This window comes from Kribbella koreensis, from assembly GCF_039525325.1.
Lineage (GTDB): Bacteria > Actinomycetota > Actinomycetes > Propionibacteriales > Kribbellaceae > Kribbella > Kribbella koreensis.
Genome location: NZ_BAAAHK010000002.1, coordinates 109,579 through 125,476, shown reverse-complemented (window position 1 = coordinate 125,476; position 15,898 = coordinate 109,579). Strand labels below are relative to the sequence as shown.

General features: G+C 66.9%; 13 protein-coding genes. 6 read left to right on the top strand and 7 right to left on the bottom strand.

The features are described 5' to 3' along the window. Positions 1-14: 14 nt before the first annotated feature. Entirely contained in the window at positions 15-1,952 is a 1,938-nt protein-coding gene (locus tag ABD116_RS02820) for a glycoside hydrolase family 5 protein (RefSeq protein ID WP_343964454.1), read from the top strand. 110 nt (positions 1,953-2,062) lie between these two features. Here the strand turns inward: ABD116_RS02820 and ABD116_RS02815 are convergent, their stop codons facing one another. Both ABD116_RS02815 and ABD116_RS02810 read right to left on the bottom strand, forming a co-directional pair. After that, complete coding sequence (locus ABD116_RS02815) at positions 2,063-3,280, bottom strand: serine hydrolase domain-containing protein (RefSeq protein WP_343964452.1); 1,218 nt, start codon at positions 3,278-3,280, stop codon at positions 2,063-2,065. 97 nt (positions 3,281-3,377) lie between these two features. Beyond that, positions 3,378-4,313 (bottom strand): helix-turn-helix transcriptional regulator, encoded by a 936-nt coding sequence (locus ABD116_RS02810; RefSeq protein ID WP_343964450.1) that lies wholly within the window; start codon positions 4,311-4,313, stop codon positions 3,378-3,380. Between the two features lie 54 nt (positions 4,314-4,367). Between ABD116_RS02810 and ABD116_RS02805 the strand changes: the two genes are divergently transcribed. Continuing rightward, complete coding sequence (locus tag ABD116_RS02805) at positions 4,368-4,760, top strand: VOC family protein (protein WP_343964448.1); 393 nt, start codon at positions 4,368-4,370, stop codon at positions 4,758-4,760. 132 nt (positions 4,761-4,892) lie between these two features. Here ABD116_RS02805 and ABD116_RS02800 read toward each other — a convergent pair whose 3' ends face one another. The 5 genes from ABD116_RS02800 to ABD116_RS02780 are packed head-to-tail and all read right to left on the bottom strand — an operon-like array spanning position 4,893 to position 12,146. Continuing rightward, complete coding sequence (locus ABD116_RS02800; RefSeq protein WP_343964446.1) at positions 4,893-6,980, bottom strand: NPCBM/NEW2 domain-containing protein; 2,088 nt, start codon at positions 6,978-6,980, stop codon at positions 4,893-4,895. Positions 6,981-6,992: 12 nt separating this feature from the next. Next, positions 6,993-9,092, bottom strand: a complete 2,100-nt coding sequence (locus ABD116_RS02795; protein ID WP_343964444.1) for an alpha-galactosidase — start codon at positions 9,090-9,092, stop codon at positions 6,993-6,995. Between the two features lie 11 nt (positions 9,093-9,103). After that, positions 9,104-9,928, bottom strand: coding sequence for a carbohydrate ABC transporter permease (locus tag ABD116_RS02790; RefSeq protein WP_343964442.1), 825 nt, complete (start codon positions 9,926-9,928; stop codon positions 9,104-9,106). Beyond that, positions 9,925-10,860, bottom strand: a complete 936-nt coding sequence (locus ABD116_RS02785) for a carbohydrate ABC transporter permease (protein WP_343964440.1) — start codon at positions 10,858-10,860, stop codon at positions 9,925-9,927. Before ABD116_RS02785 ends, ABD116_RS02790 begins: the two co-directional genes overlap by 4 nt. Continuing rightward, the gene (locus ABD116_RS02780; protein ID WP_343964438.1) at positions 10,857-12,146 is read right to left on the bottom strand and encodes an ABC transporter substrate-binding protein; all 1,290 of its coding nucleotides are present in this window, start codon (positions 12,144-12,146) and stop codon (positions 10,857-10,859) included. Before ABD116_RS02780 ends, ABD116_RS02785 begins: the two co-directional genes overlap by 4 nt. 163 nt (positions 12,147-12,309) lie before the next feature. Here ABD116_RS02780 and ABD116_RS02775 point away from each other — a divergent pair, with 163 nt between their 5' ends. From ABD116_RS02775 to ABD116_RS02760, 4 genes are all read left to right on the top strand, one after another. Continuing rightward, positions 12,310-13,032 (top strand): SDR family NAD(P)-dependent oxidoreductase, encoded by a 723-nt coding sequence (locus ABD116_RS02775; RefSeq protein ID WP_343964436.1) that lies wholly within the window; start codon positions 12,310-12,312, stop codon positions 13,030-13,032. 100 nt (positions 13,033-13,132) lie between these two features. Then, positions 13,133-13,858 (top strand): FadR/GntR family transcriptional regulator, encoded by a 726-nt coding sequence (locus tag ABD116_RS02770; protein ID WP_343964434.1) that lies wholly within the window; start codon positions 13,133-13,135, stop codon positions 13,856-13,858. Then, a complete protein-coding gene (gene dgoD, locus ABD116_RS02765) occupies positions 13,855-15,000 on the top strand; it encodes a galactonate dehydratase (RefSeq protein ID WP_343964432.1) in 1,146 nt (381 codons plus the stop codon). Before ABD116_RS02770 ends, dgoD begins: the two co-directional genes overlap by 4 nt. After that, complete coding sequence (locus ABD116_RS02760) at positions 14,994-15,896, top strand: hypothetical protein (protein WP_343964430.1); 903 nt, start codon at positions 14,994-14,996, stop codon at positions 15,894-15,896. The genes dgoD and ABD116_RS02760 overlap by 7 nt, the downstream gene beginning before the upstream one ends. The last annotated feature ends 2 nt before the right edge of the window (positions 15,897-15,898 follow it).

The window sequence follows — 15,898 nt, the reverse complement described above, 5'->3', positions numbered from 1 at the left end:
GGGACGGGTGAGCCATGCGCGGAATCGTCAGGGCGGCCGTGGTCGCGATGCTGTTGGTACTTCCGGCGACGGGGTTGGCGCCGGCCCGCGCCACGGTGGGGACCGAGCGGGGAGCGGCCGAGTCGGCGGCGGTTGGGTCCCCGGCGACCGGGTCGGGCGGCGTACCGGCGTACCGGGCTGACGTGGTGCCTGGTTGGGTGCCGCCGCTCAGTACTCGGGGGCGGTGGATTGTGGATGCCAACGGGGACCGGTTTCGGTTGAGGTCGGGGAATTGGCATGGGGCCAGCGGGACCTGGAACGGGTCCGGTGACAGCGAGGTCGACGCCAATCACCATGCGGGCGAGAACAGTGGGCGGATGCCGCTGGGGCTTGATCGGGCGGCGATTGCGGACATCATCGGCGGGTTCGGCGAGCTGGGGCTGAACAGCATTCGGTTGCCGTTCTCCAATGAGATGATGCATGACGCCCGCCCGGTGACGGACGCTTCGGTGGCGGCCAATCCTGAGCTGCGGGGGAAGACGCCGTTGCAGGTGTACGACGCGGTCGTACAGGCGCTCACCACCGCCGGGTTCGCCGTGATCCTCAACAATCACACGAACACGACCCGCTGGTGCTGCGGCATCGACGGCAACGAGCGCTGGAACAAGAGCCAGTCCGACCAGGCCTGGGAGAGCGACTGGCTCTTCATGGTCAATCGCTACAAGATCAACCCCCGCGTCGTCGGAGCGGACCTGTACAACGAGGTACGCCGTGACATCCTCGACGACCCGAACTGGGGCCTCGGCGACGCCCACGACTGGTTCGCCGCGACCCAACGCCTCGGCGACCGCATCCTCACCGAAGCCAACCCCAACCTGCTGATCGTTGTCGAAGGCATCAACTGGACCGGTATCCCGGTCGACGGCTTCCCGCACGAACGCCCGACCCTCGAGCCGGCCCGCGGCCTGTCACACACGTTGGTGGCGTCCAGCAAACTCGTCTACTCCGCGCACTTCTACGGCTACACCGGTCCCCGCCACAGCGGCGCGACCGGCACCGGCGAGACCAGTGATCCCCGCTACCAGGACCTCTCCCCCACCGACCTGATCAGCGAACTCAACCGTCAAGCCTTCTTCGTCACCGGCGAGGACGGCCACTTCACGGCCCCCTTGTGGATCAGCGAATTCGGCGTCGGCGGCCGCGAGGAGACCGGCGCCAAACCACGCGCCTGGTTCGAGAACTTCATCGACCAATTGATCCGTACCGACGCCGACTTCGCGTACTGGCCACTGGTCGGCTGGCACACCAACCGAACCGGCAACGGCTGGGCCCTGCTGCACTGGGATTCCGCCGGCCACCGAATGGGCCTGTACGACGGCGACGACTGGCGCGCCTCCGCGTGGACCCGCCTTCTTGCCGCCCCGAGTAGAACCGGCCAGATCCCACCCACGCCGCACTGGAAGATGCTCAGCCCCGACCACGGCGACTTCGTCGAGTCCCTCCGCATGCGAACCGCCGGCGACTGGGACTCCGGCGGCCGCAAAGCCGCCTGCCCCGACGGCACCCGCCTGATCGCCCTGGCCCACACCAACAACCGGGCCCTCTGCCGCTCCGGCGTCTCTTCGACCGGCTACGAAGTGGTAAAGGACGAACGCCACGTCTCCCCCGACTGGGCCTCCGGCTACACGAAGTACCAATGCGCCCCAGGCTCCTTCGTCATCGGCTACAGCGTCCGTGGCGCCCGACTCTCCTCCGCCCTCTGTGCCTCCGCCGCCCTCCCCCAAGGCACCTCCGCCCGAACCGTCTGGTTCGACCGAAGCGACAACCGCCCACCCACCAACGGCGGCGACTTCGCCCCCAACAACTACAAAGGCCAGTGCACCGACACCGAATACATCGCAGGCATAGCCTTCACCACCCGCGTAGGTTCCTCCGGCACCCCAGCCGCCCTCTACTGCCGCCAACTCGGATAACGCTCCTCACGCCGGACTAGCCCGCAGTGACACTCCGCCCGCCCCTACAGCCCCCTTGTCAACCGGATCCGGTGACCTTGAACACCACAGCCGCCCGGCTCCATCCGCCATCAGTGGTTGGTGCAGAGGGCGTGGTCGATCAGGGCTCCGGTGGCTCTGTCTTGGGCGATGACGTTGGCGACGGAGTCTTGGCGTTCGGTGGAGACGGAGACGACTGCCGATCGACCGTCGGGGGTGAAGGCGTTGCGGGTCATGTAGCCGAGGATGTCGCCGTTGTGGGTCCAGTAGACGCCGCCGCAGGAGAGCGGGCGGGAGAACAGGCCGAGGCCGTCGCGGGCGCCTGGCCAGATCTCGGCGAGTTGGCCGGCTACCGGGATCGTTTGTTGCATCGCGGTTAGCTGAGCCGGGCGTAGGAGGCGTCCGCCGACCAGTGCTTGGAAGAACCTGGTCTGGTCGGCTGTGGTGGTGACGAAGCCGCCGGCTCCCCCGGCCATGTACGCCTCTCGCCCGATGGTGACGTCGGTGGGGTTCTGGCCCGGGTAGATCTGATATCCATTGGCGTGCGGCGATCGGACGCCGGCGCCGAGCCCTGGCCAGTAGGTGTCTCGCAGGCCCAGCGGGCGGATGATTCTTGCCTGTACCTCCGCGTACCAGCTGTGGCCGGTCGCGCGCTCGGTGATCATGCTGAGCAGGACATAGCCGGTGTTGGAGTAGTTCCACCCCTTGCCCGGCTGGAAGTCCGGCAGATGCGTCATCGCGCGCCGCACCAGCTCGGAGCCGCGCACCACGTCGTACCGATGCGCGTAGTACTCGACCGCCGTCGACGGGCTGGGGATGTCGTCGTGGATGCCGCTGGTGTGCTGCAGCAGGTTGCGTACGGTGATTCGGCGCCCGTCGTTGCCGTTGCCTCGGACAACACCCGGCAACCACCGCTCCACCGAGTCGTCCAGCGAAACCTTCCGCTCTCCGACCAGCTGCAGGATGACCGTCGCCACGAACGTCTTCGTACTGCTACCAGTCCGGAAGAACCCGTTCGCCGGTACCGGCGCCCCGGTCCGCAGATCAGCCACCCCACTCACCGCCGTCGTCGTCCCAGACCTGTTCGAAACCCGAGCCTGTACGCCGACCGCGCCCGTCGCACGAATCGCGTCAACATCCCGCTGCAACTCGCCGCCGGCCCGCGCGACCGAAGCGCCACCGACCGGCGCGCTCGCCGCCAACGCGGCCGTCGCCGGTGGGGTCGTCGCCACTGTTGTCGTCGCCAGCGCGGTTGTCACCAGCGCCGCGCCCAAGATCGCTGTCAGCACACCCCTCGGACAGTTCGTCATCATCATCTCCCTGCCTAGCTTGAACGGTCCTCCTCAAGCTAGGCAGCGCCGAGGACGAGCACAGTCACCCTCACACCCGTTCCGAGGTAGAGCAGACTCAACCATCAGCCCAATCAACAAGCCGAGCGCCCAACTCAGCCACCAGCCGCCGCAACTCCAGCGGCTCCTCAACCACAAACGGCCGATCAAGCCCCACCAGCAACGCCGGCACCCAATCCAGCCGCTCAGCCCAAAACTCAACCCGCACCTCGGCATCAAGCGGGGTGATAAGGGCGAGGCCGAGTGGGAGCTTGCGTTGGACGTCGTCGACCGAGCCTTGAACTCGTACTGAGATCTTGTGGGCCCAGGGCGCGGTTGCCAGTGACCTCAGGACGGTGCTCGGCAGGTCGGCGGGAGCAGGCTCGGAGGTGGTTGCCAACAGCAACGATGCTGATGTGATGCGATCCAGGCGGAAGGTGCGGTCATGGGTGGCGACGTACCAGTGGCCGGCATGGCCGACCACTCCATCCGGTGCGATCGTGCGGGTGGTGCTGATGCTGCGCCTGTCGACGTAGGTGATCTCAACGGTCCGGCGGTCGCGGGCGGCCTCGGCGATGGTCAGTAGGAGGTCGGTGTCGACGGCCGTGGTGGATCGCGGCGGAGCGGTGAACGATGCGGTGGCGAGCAACGCGCCGAGTCGATCGGCCAATCGGGTTGGGAGCACTCGGCGGAGTTTTGCCAGCGCGCTCTCGGAGGCGTGCGACTCCGGTACCAATCCCGCCCGGCGGCCAACCACCAGGCCAAGGGCGACGGCGACCGCTTCGTCGTCCATGAGCATCAGCGGTGGCATCCGGTAGCCGGGGGCGAGACGGTAGCCGCCGTAGCGGCCGCGCACCGAGCGGACCGGGATGTCGAGCTCGACGAGATGCTCCGCGTATCTCCGTACGGTCCGCTCGTCGACGCCGAGCCGCTCGGCCAGATCTCCGACCCGCCGTGTGCCACCGCCCTGGAGCAACTCCAGCAGCGCCAGCACCCGCGAAGTCGGCCTCGTCACACCGAGAAGAATACCGGGCGGATCCTGTCCGGTATCACCTCTACCGTCGACGACATGACAACCTTCGCCTCAGTCCGCATCGTCACCGACGACCTCGACCGCCTGACCGCCTTCTACGAACACGTCACCGGCCTCACCGCGAGCCGCCCGGCGCCGGTGTTCGCCGAGTTCCGCACCAGCGCCGGCGCCTTCGCCATCTCCAGCAGCGACCTGACCACCAAGCTGTACGGCGAAGACGTCGTCCGCCCCGCCGCCAACCACACGGCGTTCCTGGAGTTCCAGGTCGAGGATGTCGACGCCGAGTACGAACGGCTCAGCGACCTCGAGTTCGTCCAGAAGCCGACCACCATGCCCTGGGGCAACCGCTCCCTGCTCTTCCGCGACCCCGACGGCAACCTGGTCAACCTCTTCACCCCGCCCGGCTCCGTCCCGACCGACAGGACATAGTCCCTCGATCAGGCCCCACCGGCGCCTCCGTGAGCGTGGCGAACGGGCGGACCACCGACTATGTCCTGTCGATCGGGACGCCCCACCGGAAGGGGCAGACCGCGTATGCGATCTGCCCCCTGTACCTCAGCCTCAGCAGGTGGCCGTCGGTGCTGCCCAGTCGGCGCGGTCGTTGTAGCCGCCGTCGCCGGCGTCGCCGACCACCAGGTCGAGGACCCGTACGCCGGTGAGGTCGACATCGACCGGCTTCGGGTGATCTCGATCGACGACCCCGGAGTCGAACAGCACCTTGCCGTCACCGATCACCTGGAAGGTCGAGGTCCCGCCCTCCGGCCCGACGTTCCGCACCGCGTCATCGATCCCGACAGTCGCCGTGAACTTGGTGCACTGCTGCCCGACGTAGTACCGGACCAGCGACGGCGAAGCGACGCCGATACCCGTCGGATACGTCTGGCTGACCAGGCTGATCGGCGAACCGCCGCCGACACTCTCATCGACCGTCGGCGACATCCAGCCGCTCGTCGCACTGATCCAGGGGTGGTGCGAAAGCGCAGCAACCCCATCCGGCGGCACCGGCGCGATGACCAGCGGCGACACCGTCACCTGCTGCTGCTTGCCATACCCAAGAGTCTCGTACTGCGTGGTCGCGGTCAGCGACGCGTTCCCCGCAACCGCCGTCGCCGGCAGCGTCACCTTGAAGGCCAAAGTGGTCTTCTGGCCGGGAGCCAGCAACGCCGGAGCCTTGCCGACCGGAGTGACCGTCCAACCAGCAGCAGCGGTCAGCGCGACGGTCGGCTTGAAGACCGGAAGCACACCGTCGTTGCGCACGGCAACCTCTGCCCGCAGCTCGTCGCCACCGGCGACAACGGGAGCGCTGCCCTCAGGAAGCACCTGCGTACCGACCTGGGTGACCTGCGGGATGCCGGCGGTGACATGCGGGATGCCCGGGACACCAACTGCCGGGCCGACCCGGAACAGCGCAGTGCCGTGAGCCGGTACGGCGGCGCTGATCGTGCCGGCGCTTTCGGTGACCGCGTTGGTCCAAGCGTTCTTCAGCGTGAAGCGACCACCCTGCAGACCGACGGCCGAGGCGGTCGTGGTGAGGGTCTTCGCGCTGTCGCCACGGTTGAGCAGTACGACCGCGCGGCTGCCGTCCGCAAGACGCTTGACCCACGTCTCCGTAGTACCGGCCGCACCAACCCGCACAGCCTGGACGGCCGCCTTGTCCTGGTTGATCGCGATCACATCCGGATCGGTCAGCATGCCGATCGTGGTCGCGCTCAGCTTGCGAATGTCGCTACCCACAACGAGCGGAGCGGCCGCAACCGACCACAGCGTCAGCTGCGTACGAAACTCCTCGTCGGACATTCCAAGCTCAGGCGCCAGGTAGTCCGGGTCACTGAACGCGCCGGGCTTGACGACCTCGGGGTGCCGGGCGTTCGCGTCGTAGTTGCGCAGGACGTCCTTGAACTTGATGTCGCCCTGGAAGCCGACATCGGTGTACGTCCGCCACGACTGCGCGATCCCCGGCGCATACGACCAGGAGTTGATCGACTGCTGCGACTCGGGGTAGTTGCCCCAGTCCGGCGACGTCACCGGGTTGCAGAGGTTGAAGATCAGCGGCCGGTGACTCGCGTTGTTGTGCAACGCGTTGGCGAACTCGGTGAAGACCGTCTTCGGGTCGAGGTTCGCGGCGATACCGCAGAGGTAGTCGACCTTGACCGCGTCGAAACCCCAAGCAGCGAAGGTGTCCGCGTCGTGCTGGTAATACCCGCCGCTACCGAGACCACACTTGCCCGGGATGTACGGGCCGGCGTCGGTGTAGATGCCTGCCTTCAGGCCCTTGCTGTGGATGTAGTCGACGAGCGGCTTGAGCCCGTTCGGGAACTTGGCCGGGTTGGGGACCAGGTCGCCCGCCGCGCTGCGCGACTCGTCGGCCTGCCAGCCGCCGTCGAGCCAGACGATGTCGTAGCCGGCCTTCTTCAGGCCGCGGCTGACCATGGAGTCGGCGACGGAGCGGATGGTCGTCTCGGTGAAGTCGCCACCGAGGCCGTAGTACGTGTTCCATCCCATGTACGGCGTGGGGCTGAGTACCGGGGATGTGGTGGCGGCTGCTTGGGGCGTGGCGCTGGTGGTCGTGGCTGCTGCGGTGGTGGCGACCGCGGCGGTCACCAGGACCGCCGAGAGCGCGCCGCCGAGCAGGGCGGATAGTCGTTTCACGTCTTCATCCTTTTAGTTGGACGGGGTGATGACCAGGCATTGCGAATCGGTCGAGTCATCCCAGGGGACGCCGACCTGCAGCAGGTAGCTGCCCGGGTAGACCTCAGTTCCCACCCGGTAGTTCTTGGCAGGATCCAGCTGAACGAGCGGGATCCCACGGGGTCGCGTCGGCAGAGTGCCGCGGACGTTGCCGTCGCCCGTGTTCCACAAGAACACGACGCTCCGGTCTTCTGCTACGTATTGAGTACCCTCGGCAAGCTGATAGACCTTGCCATGAGCAACCACATCCCGGATTTCCTTGTACTGCGCAACGTGCCGCGCCGCCGTCGCCAACTGCTCGTCGGTCCAGCGCGACAGATCCGCGCCGATCCCGAGCCCGCCGGCCATCGCGACATGGAACCGGAAGTCGAGCGATCGCTCGCGCCCGTCATGAGTCCCCTCTGCGTCCGTCACCCACGAGCTCATCAGGTGCGGCGAGTACCCGGTCAGGAACCCACGCTGGATGCTCAACCGATCAAGCGGCGCGGTGTTGTCACTCGGCCAGAGCGTGTCGACGCGAGCAGCCATGCCGAGATCGACCCGCGCACCTCCTCCGGCGCACCCTTCGACGACTACTTGCGGGTGCTCGGCGCGGAGGCCGTCGAGGATCTTGTAGAGGTTCTCGACGACCCTGCCGTCGAGATCGCGCCGCTGATCCCCGGCGTCGAGCCGGGGCCGGTTCGCGTCCCACTTGAGATAGCTGATCTCGTACGACGAAAGCAGCCGGTCGAGCGTCTCCCAGATCCACTCGGCGACATCGTCCCGACTCAGATCGAGCAGCAACTGATTGCGAACCAGCAGCGGCTCGCGACCCGGCGTCTGCAGGATCCACTCGGGATGCTTGGCCGCCAACTCCGACGACGGACTGACCGACTCAGGCTCCACCCACAGGCCGAACCCGAGTCCGAGTTCCTTCAAGTCGTCGATGAATGCGCCGAGCCCTTTGGGGAAGGCTGCCGGATCGACATCCCAGTCCCCCAGCCCGCCGGTGTCATCCGACCGCCCGACAAACCACCCGTCGTCGACGACGAACGTCTCGACCCCGGCCCGTACCGCGCGCTTGGCCAACTCGAGCTGGTGCCCTGCCCGTACGTCGAACTCGGTCGCGAACCACGAGTTGTACAAGACCTTCTGCGGCAACCCCCGCGAGAAGGTCCGCTGGTAGGCATGGAAGGCCCGCGCCAATCCGTCGACACCCTCGGTACTACACCCGCCGACCGCCACCGGGGAGACCCAGCTGGATCCCGGGGCAAGAGCGAGCCCGAGGCTGGACGGAGCCCGGCCCGCCTGAATCCGGGTCTGCCCGGTGGTGTCGACGTCCGCGCTCAACTCCCAGCTCCCCGACCACGCGAGCTGTACGCCCCACGTAGTACCGGCTGGATCTTCCAAGTCGGCAACGGACAGAAATGGCGAGTACGAATGCCCGGTAATCCCCTGCCGGCTGTCGACGGAGAACCGCCCCCGCCGCAACTCAACAGCCCCTCGCTGGAACTCGCTGTTCCACTCCCCCCACAAATACCTGACAACAGCCCCGTTGCTGGTCGGCACGACAAACCCCGCAGACGCATGCTGCCGAAGCGTCAGTTCCTCGCCGCCAAGGTTGTGCACGGAAACCCACCGCTCAACAACATCGAGTCCCGCGGGAATCCGGTAGTGCAGGACCACCCGCACTTCGCGAAGATCGTCAACGAACGCCAACTCCAGCCAGTCCCCGCCTCCGGCTGCGACGGGCCGGAGGGCGGAGGGAGAGCCGGGATGCGCTCCAGTGGCGTGGGTTGGGTCGTACGAGGAGGTCTCGGCTGTGGCGGAGCCGCTCGCGCCTACGAAGAGCGGGCGTAGCTCGTCCGAGCCGTCTGGGCCGACGACCACCAGGTCGGTCGGGGCGGTGTAGCGGACGCCTCGGGCGGCGTACTCCAGCGGCTCCACATCAGAGCGAGGGATGAAGTGTTCGGTACCGACCGGGGCGAGGAGCGACGGGCCGTCGGCTACAGCGTGCGGACCCCAGGCGACCAGGGCCGCCCACTGGCCATGCGACGGGACCTCCACGGCGTACGAGGTGGTTGCTCCGCGCAACGTCCATAGGGTCACTTGACGGCTCCGATCGCGAGTCCCGAGACGAAGTGCTTCTGGAACTTCAAGAAGACCGCAAGGGTCGGGACGGCCGCAATAACGGTGCCTGCGGCAATCACGTTCCAAGACGAGACGAACAGCCCCTGCAGACCGAGCAGCGCCGGCGTGACCGGCATCTTCTCGCCGGACCGGATCACCGTGATCGACCAGAGCAGATCGTTGAAGATCCAGGTGAAGGACAGAGCACCGAGCGCCGCCATCGCCGGCCGCGTGAGCGGCAGGATCACGCTGGCATAGATCTTCCCCGGCCCGGCACCATCGATCGTGGCCGCCTCCTGAATCTCCCGCGGCAGGTCACGCATGAAGCCGTGCAAGACAAAGGTGTAGAACCCAAGCCCAAACCCGACGTGCACCGCGATCAACGCATACAACGTGTCGTAATACCCAGTCAGCTCGACGAACCGCGAGATCGGGATCAGCAAGATCTGCGGCGGCAGCAAGTTCCCCATCAGCATCAGCAACAACACCGTCCGCCGGAACGGGATGTTGTACCGAGCCAACCCGTACGCCGCGATCGAAGCCAACCCAAGACTCAGGATCACCGCCGGGATCGTCACCCCCAACGAGTTCATCAGCGCCCGGAACTCGTCCGCGTCCTGCCAGGCCGACTTGTACGTCGAGAACGTGAACGAATGCGGCAACGACCCGAGCCCATTGGCCGCCACATCGTCGAAGCTGCGCAGCGAGATCACGACCACCCACAGAATCGGCGCGATCCACAGGAACGAGACGATGCTCATCGCCACGTGGTACCCACCGGTCTTGAAGCGGTTCGTCATGTCTCCTCCCGGAAGGCGCGGATCAGATAGCCGAGGATGACGGCGAGCGCGAGGATGAAGATCACCACGGCGATCGCCGACGCGTAGCCCAGCTGGGTGGACTGGAACGCGGTCGAGTACATGTACGTGCTGAGCAGCTCGGACGAGTGGTACGGCCCGCCCTTCGTCATCGACCAGACGATGTCGAAGGAACGTAGCGAGTCGATCACGATCACCGACAGCACGACCGAGTTCACGCCTTTGAGCTGTGGGATCGTCACGTACCGGGTCCGTTGCCAGGCGGACGCGCCATCGACGCGGGCCGCTTCGTAGAGAGCCGGGTCGACTGCTTTCAGCCCGGCCAGATACAGCACCATCACGTACCCGATCTGCCTCCACAGAGCCGGCAGGATTACGGCGTACAGGGCAGTGTCGGGATCAGCGAGCCAGGGATGGATCCAGCTCTCGAGGCCGATGCCGCGAAGGATCGAATCGATCAGGCCGTCCGGCTGGTAGAAGACCCGCCAGATCAGCGCGGTGACGACCAGCGAGAAGACCACCGGAGTGAACAGCGCCGCCCGGTAGATGCCGACACCGCGACGCTCCTTCTGCAGGAGCATCGCCATGCCGAACCCACCGATGACACTGAGCCCACCGAACAGCACCAGCCAGATGGCCGTGTTCTTCAGCGCCGTCTTGAAGATCGGGTCGGAGAACATGTCCGCGAAGTTGCCGAAGCCGACGAACTTCGGCGCCGACAACCCGTCCCAGTTCGTCAGCGACAACCAGAACCCCTGCAGTGCGGGCCAGAACACCCACACCGCCTCGACCGCGAACGGAACGAAGACGAACGCCAGGATCAACGGCGACACTCGCCAGGGGCGTCGGTCAGCGCGTCCCGATCCGGCCGGCGCCCTGGGCGGCGACTCCGGTTCCACCGTGGTTGCGGTCACGCCTTGAACACTTTCTCGGCCGCCGCCTGCCAGTCCTTGAGGATCTTGTCGATCTGGTCCGGCTTGTCCATGAACTTGGTCAGCGCGGCGTCGGCGGTCGGCTGCAGCGCGTCGCTGGAGTCACGGTTGAAGAACTGGGTCAGCTCCTTCGCGCCCTCGATCATCGCCTTGCCCTTCTTCACCAGCGCGGTGTCGGCCGATTTGCCCAGCGGGTTCGCCGGGATCGCCGTACCGGAGGAGCTCTCGACGTAGATGTTCTGCGCCTCGGGCGTGGCCAGCCAGGTGAGGAACTTCTTCACGCCTTCGGGGTCCTTGGCCTTCTTGGAGGCGAAGTAGCCGTCGGTCGGGGCCTCTTCGGCGACCGGTACGGACGGGTCGATGATCGGGAACTGGAAGAAGTCGATGTCGTCGAGGGCGTCCTTCGGGGCCGAGTCGGCGAAGAAGGTGCCGATCAGGAACATCCCGGTCTTGCCACCGAGCAGCGCCGAGGTCGCCTCCTGGAAGGGGAACGACTTGCCCTTCGGGTCGAAGTACGGAAGCACTTCCTGCCACTTGGTGAAGACGGCCTTGACCTTCGGGTCGTCGAACCGGCCGCGGCCGGCCAGCAGGTCGCGGTGGAACGGCGCGCCGTTGATCCGGATGTCGAGGTAGTCGAACCACGCCGACGCGACCCACGGGGTGTCGCCGAGGCCGATGCCGATCGGCGGGATGCCCTTGGACTGGATCGTCTTGCAGACCGCGATGAACTCGTCCCAGGTCTTCGGCGGCGTCACGCCCCACTTGGCGAAGTTCGACTTGCGGTAGAACATGCCCCACCAGTAGTAGCTGGTCGGCACGAAGATCTTCTGCCCGTTGCTGCTGGTGGACAGCGTCTTCATCGAGTCCGGGTAGTTGCCCATCGTGTCCCAGACGCTGGTGATGTCGAGCAGCAGGTCCTTCTTGGCGTAGGAGTCCGCGACCGATCCGGCGTACCAGGTGTAGACGTCCGGCGGGTTCGCCGAGGTCAGGTACGTCGGGAGCTGGGTGCGGTAGATCTCCGACGCGACGGTGTTGAGCTTGACCGTGGCGCCGCCGGTCTTGTTGTACGCCTCGACCAGCTTCTCCATCGCGGCCTTCGCCTGCTCCGCGGAGAGGTTGGACTGCAGCGAGAGATTGCCGGTCGCCCCGGTACTGGAACCCGAGCCCGGTGACGAGGTCGAGGTGGCGCAACCCGGGATCAGGGTGGCCGCCCCGAGTACTCCGAGCCCCTTGAGGAACGTCCGCCGATCAGCTGCCAGACCCGCCATGACTACTCCAGTCGATTGAGTGGTTCGTTCTGCCGAGGATCTTGCAGCCGGTCCGTCGAGCATGTCAATATTAATTCGTAAATTACGATGAAATCGCTTGACGTGGTTACCTGCTCACGGTCAACTAGTGACTCGTTCATCGTTGGAGACGTGGAGGCTTCTGGTGCGGCTGGCTGAGCGGGTGATCGTGGTGACCGGTGCCGCGACGGGTATCGGCGCTGCTTGCGTGCAGCGGCTGCTCGACGAGGGCGCTTGCGTCGTCCAGGTCGATCTCCAACCGTGCAAGGAGATCCCGGGCCGTGCGCTGGCGGTCGTCGGCGACGTCTCCTCCCCCGACACCTGGCACGAGGTCCGGTCCCGAAGCCACGACGCGCTCGGCCCGATCGACGGACTCGTCAGCAACGCGTACACGGTCGATGTCCGGCCGGCGCACGAACTGCCGCCGGCGTCGTGGCAACGCCAGCTCGACGTCAACCTGACCGCGGCCTTCCTCGCCTTCCAGATCCTGTACGCCGACCTCGCGTCGCGCGGCGGATCGGTGGTGCTCGTCTCGTCGGTGCACGCGGTCGCGGGCATCCCCGGCCATCCGGCGTACGCGGCATCCAAAGGCGCTCTGCTCGCACTGGGCCGGCAACTCGCCGTCGAGTACGGCGGATCGATCCGGGTCAACACGGTGCTGCCGGGCCCGATCGACACCGCCGCGTGGGACCGTGTCACAGCGGAAGGCAAGGCGCAGAGCGCGAAGGCCACGGCCGTCGGGCGGCTGGGTCGTCCGGACGAGGTGGCCCAGGCGGTGGCGTTCCTGCTGTCCGGGCAGGCATCGTTCATCACCGGCGCCGAGCTGCTGGTCGACGGCGGCTGGGCCGCGGCCAAGGACTCGGCATGACGAAGACGGCGGTACCGGAGTACGGCGCGGCGATGCCGGGAACTCCGATGACAGTGTGGTCCGGCGCGAAGCGCGCGAGCAGCGGAGTGGGGAGAGCGGCGTGACGGGGATTCAGCGCGGGATATCGCGGGGACTGCACGGGCAGATCGTGGAGGTGATGGCGCAGCGCATCCTGTCGGGGCAGATCCCCGAGGGGTCGACGATCAACGTGCCCGATCTGCAGGCCGACCTCGGCGTCAGCCTGACCGCGGTCCGCGAGGCGCTCAAGGTGCTGACCGCGAAGGGCCTGGTCGACGCGCGGCAGAAGCGCGGCACGTTCGTCCGCCCGCGGTCGGACTGGAACCTGCTCGACGCGGACATGATCCGCTGGCATTTCGATGACGATGACGTCCGGCCGGAGCTGCTCGAGGAGCTGCACGAAGTACGGGGCATCGTCGAGCCGGCGGCCGCGCGGCTGGCCGCAGTACGGGCCTCTGACGCGCAGATCGATCTGCTCGACACCGCCTTGGCCGCGATGTCGTCGGCGACCAACGACCTCGACGCGGCCGAGGCGGATGTCGCGTTCCACAAGGCTTTGCTCGCCGCCACCGGCAACGAGTTGCTCACCAAGATGGAGGTCGTCATCGAGACCGGGCTGGCTGGTCGCGATCGGCTGGTGCACAAGGTGAAGTCGTCGGACGATCCCGTACCGAGCCATGCTCGCGTGGTGGACGCGGTACGGGCGCACGACCCCGAGGGCGCCGAGCTGGCGATGCGTGAGTTGCTGGCGAAGGCTGCTGAGGACCTGTCCGCAGTACGGAAGACGACCGGCCGGAGTGGCAAGTGAAGATCGAGCGGATCGAGACCTTCCTCGTCGCGCCGCGCTGGCTGTTCTGCCGGATCGAGACCAGCGATGGCGTCGTCGGGTGGGGCGAGCCGGTGGTCGAGGGGCGCGCCGAGGTGGTGCGGACCGCGATCGAGGTGCTGTCGGAGTACCTGATCGGCCAGGATCCGTTGCAGATCGAGCGGCACTGGCAGATCTTGGCCAAGGGTGGGTTCTATCGCGGCGGGCCGGTGCTGAGCAGCGCGCTGGCTGGTCTCGATCATGCGTTGTGGGACATTGCCGGGAAGGTATATGGGGCGCCGGTTGCCTCGCTGCTTGGTGGGCGGGTGCGGGACCGGGCTCGGGTTTATGCCTGGGTCGGCGGGGATGAGCCGGCTGAGATCGCGGATCAGGTCGCGGCGCAGGTCGAGGCCGGGATGACCGCGGTGAAGATGAACGCCAGTGGGCGAATTCAGCCGTCGCCTTCGTTGGCTGAAGTGCGGTCTGTTGTCGCGCGGCTTGAGGCTGCTCGGTCGGTGCTGGGTGATTCGCGGGATGTGGCGATCGATCTGCATGGGCGGGTCGGGGTTGCTGCGGCGCGACGGATCTTGCATGCGGTTGAGCCGTTGCATCCGCTGTTTGTCGAGGAGCCGGTGCTCCCGGAGCATCTGCATCACCTGGCGTCGGTGGTCTCGGCGTCGACCGTGCCGGTGGCTTTGGGTGAGCGGTTGTACGGACGGTCGGAGTTCATGCCTGCGCTGGAGGCGGGGGTGGCGGTGGTCCAGCCCGACGTTTCGCATGCTGGTGGGATTTCTGAGTTGCGGCGGATCGCAGTACTGGCTGAGGCGCATGGCGCTTTGCTGGCGCCGCACTGCCCGCTGGGTCCGATCTCGTTGGCGGCCTCGTTGCAGGTCTCCTTCGCCACGCCCAACTTCCTGATCCAGGAGCAGAGCCGCGGGATCCACTACAACGCAGACAGCGACCTGACCTCCTACGTCACCGACCCAACCCCGTTCACCTGGGTGGACGGCCACGCCGAATGGAATCCCCTGCCCGGCCTGGGAATCACCGTCGACGAGGACGCAGTCCGCGCCGCCGACAAGAAGGGCCACGCCTGGCGCAACCCGATCTGGACCCAAGAGGACGGATCCTTCGCGGAATGGTGACCAACCCCGACCCCGGTTCCGACCTGCCAACCTCGATGGCCGACCTGCCAACCTCGATGGCCGACCTGCCGACCTCGGTGGCCGGCCTGCCGGCGAACGAGGTCGCGGTCGACCTGGACGACGGTGGCCGCTGGACGTCGCTGATCCTCGGCGGCCGCGAGTGGCTCTGGTCCGGCCCCGGCCTGCTCTCCGGCCCCCGCGACGGCCTGACGACGTACGTCGATGTCGGCGGGCTGGACGAATGCTTCCCCACCGTCCGCGGCCTCCCCGACCACGGCGCCCTCTGGAACCAACCCTGGTCCTCCCTCGACGAAGACGAAGACTGGGACGCCGTCCAACACGCCGAAGCAGTCCTCCTCCGCCGCTTCAACGGCGGCGAACCCCCTGCAGAAATGGACGAAACCGGCGCCATCTGGGTCGACTACCGCCTGATCGCCCCACCCGGCTACCACTTCCTCTGGGCCGCCCACGCCCTCCTCGACTGCTCGGTCGGCACCGTTGTCGACCTACCCGCCGACGCAGTCGGCCGCTTCTACCCGCAGGACGGCACCAACTGGAACGAAAGCAAAACCTGGTCCGAACTCGACCTGGCCACCTACGGCCCATCCGACGGAACAGCAGTTGGCGCCGTCCTCATCGACTGCCCAACGGCATCCGTCCTGGACGGTCCACTGGCATTGGACTTCAACCTCAGTTGCCCCGGGCAACCGGTTTCGACTGCGGTGTGGCGGAACCTGGGTGGGTATCCGGCGGAGGCGCCGTACCGGAGTTTGGGTGTGGAGCCGATGCTGGGCAGGGTTTTCGGGCTGGACGAGGCCGGGCCGGGTGACGCGGCCGTCGTACCGGAGGCGGGTGAGCTGACCTGGCGGCTCGTGGTGTCCGCCAGGTCAGTCTGATG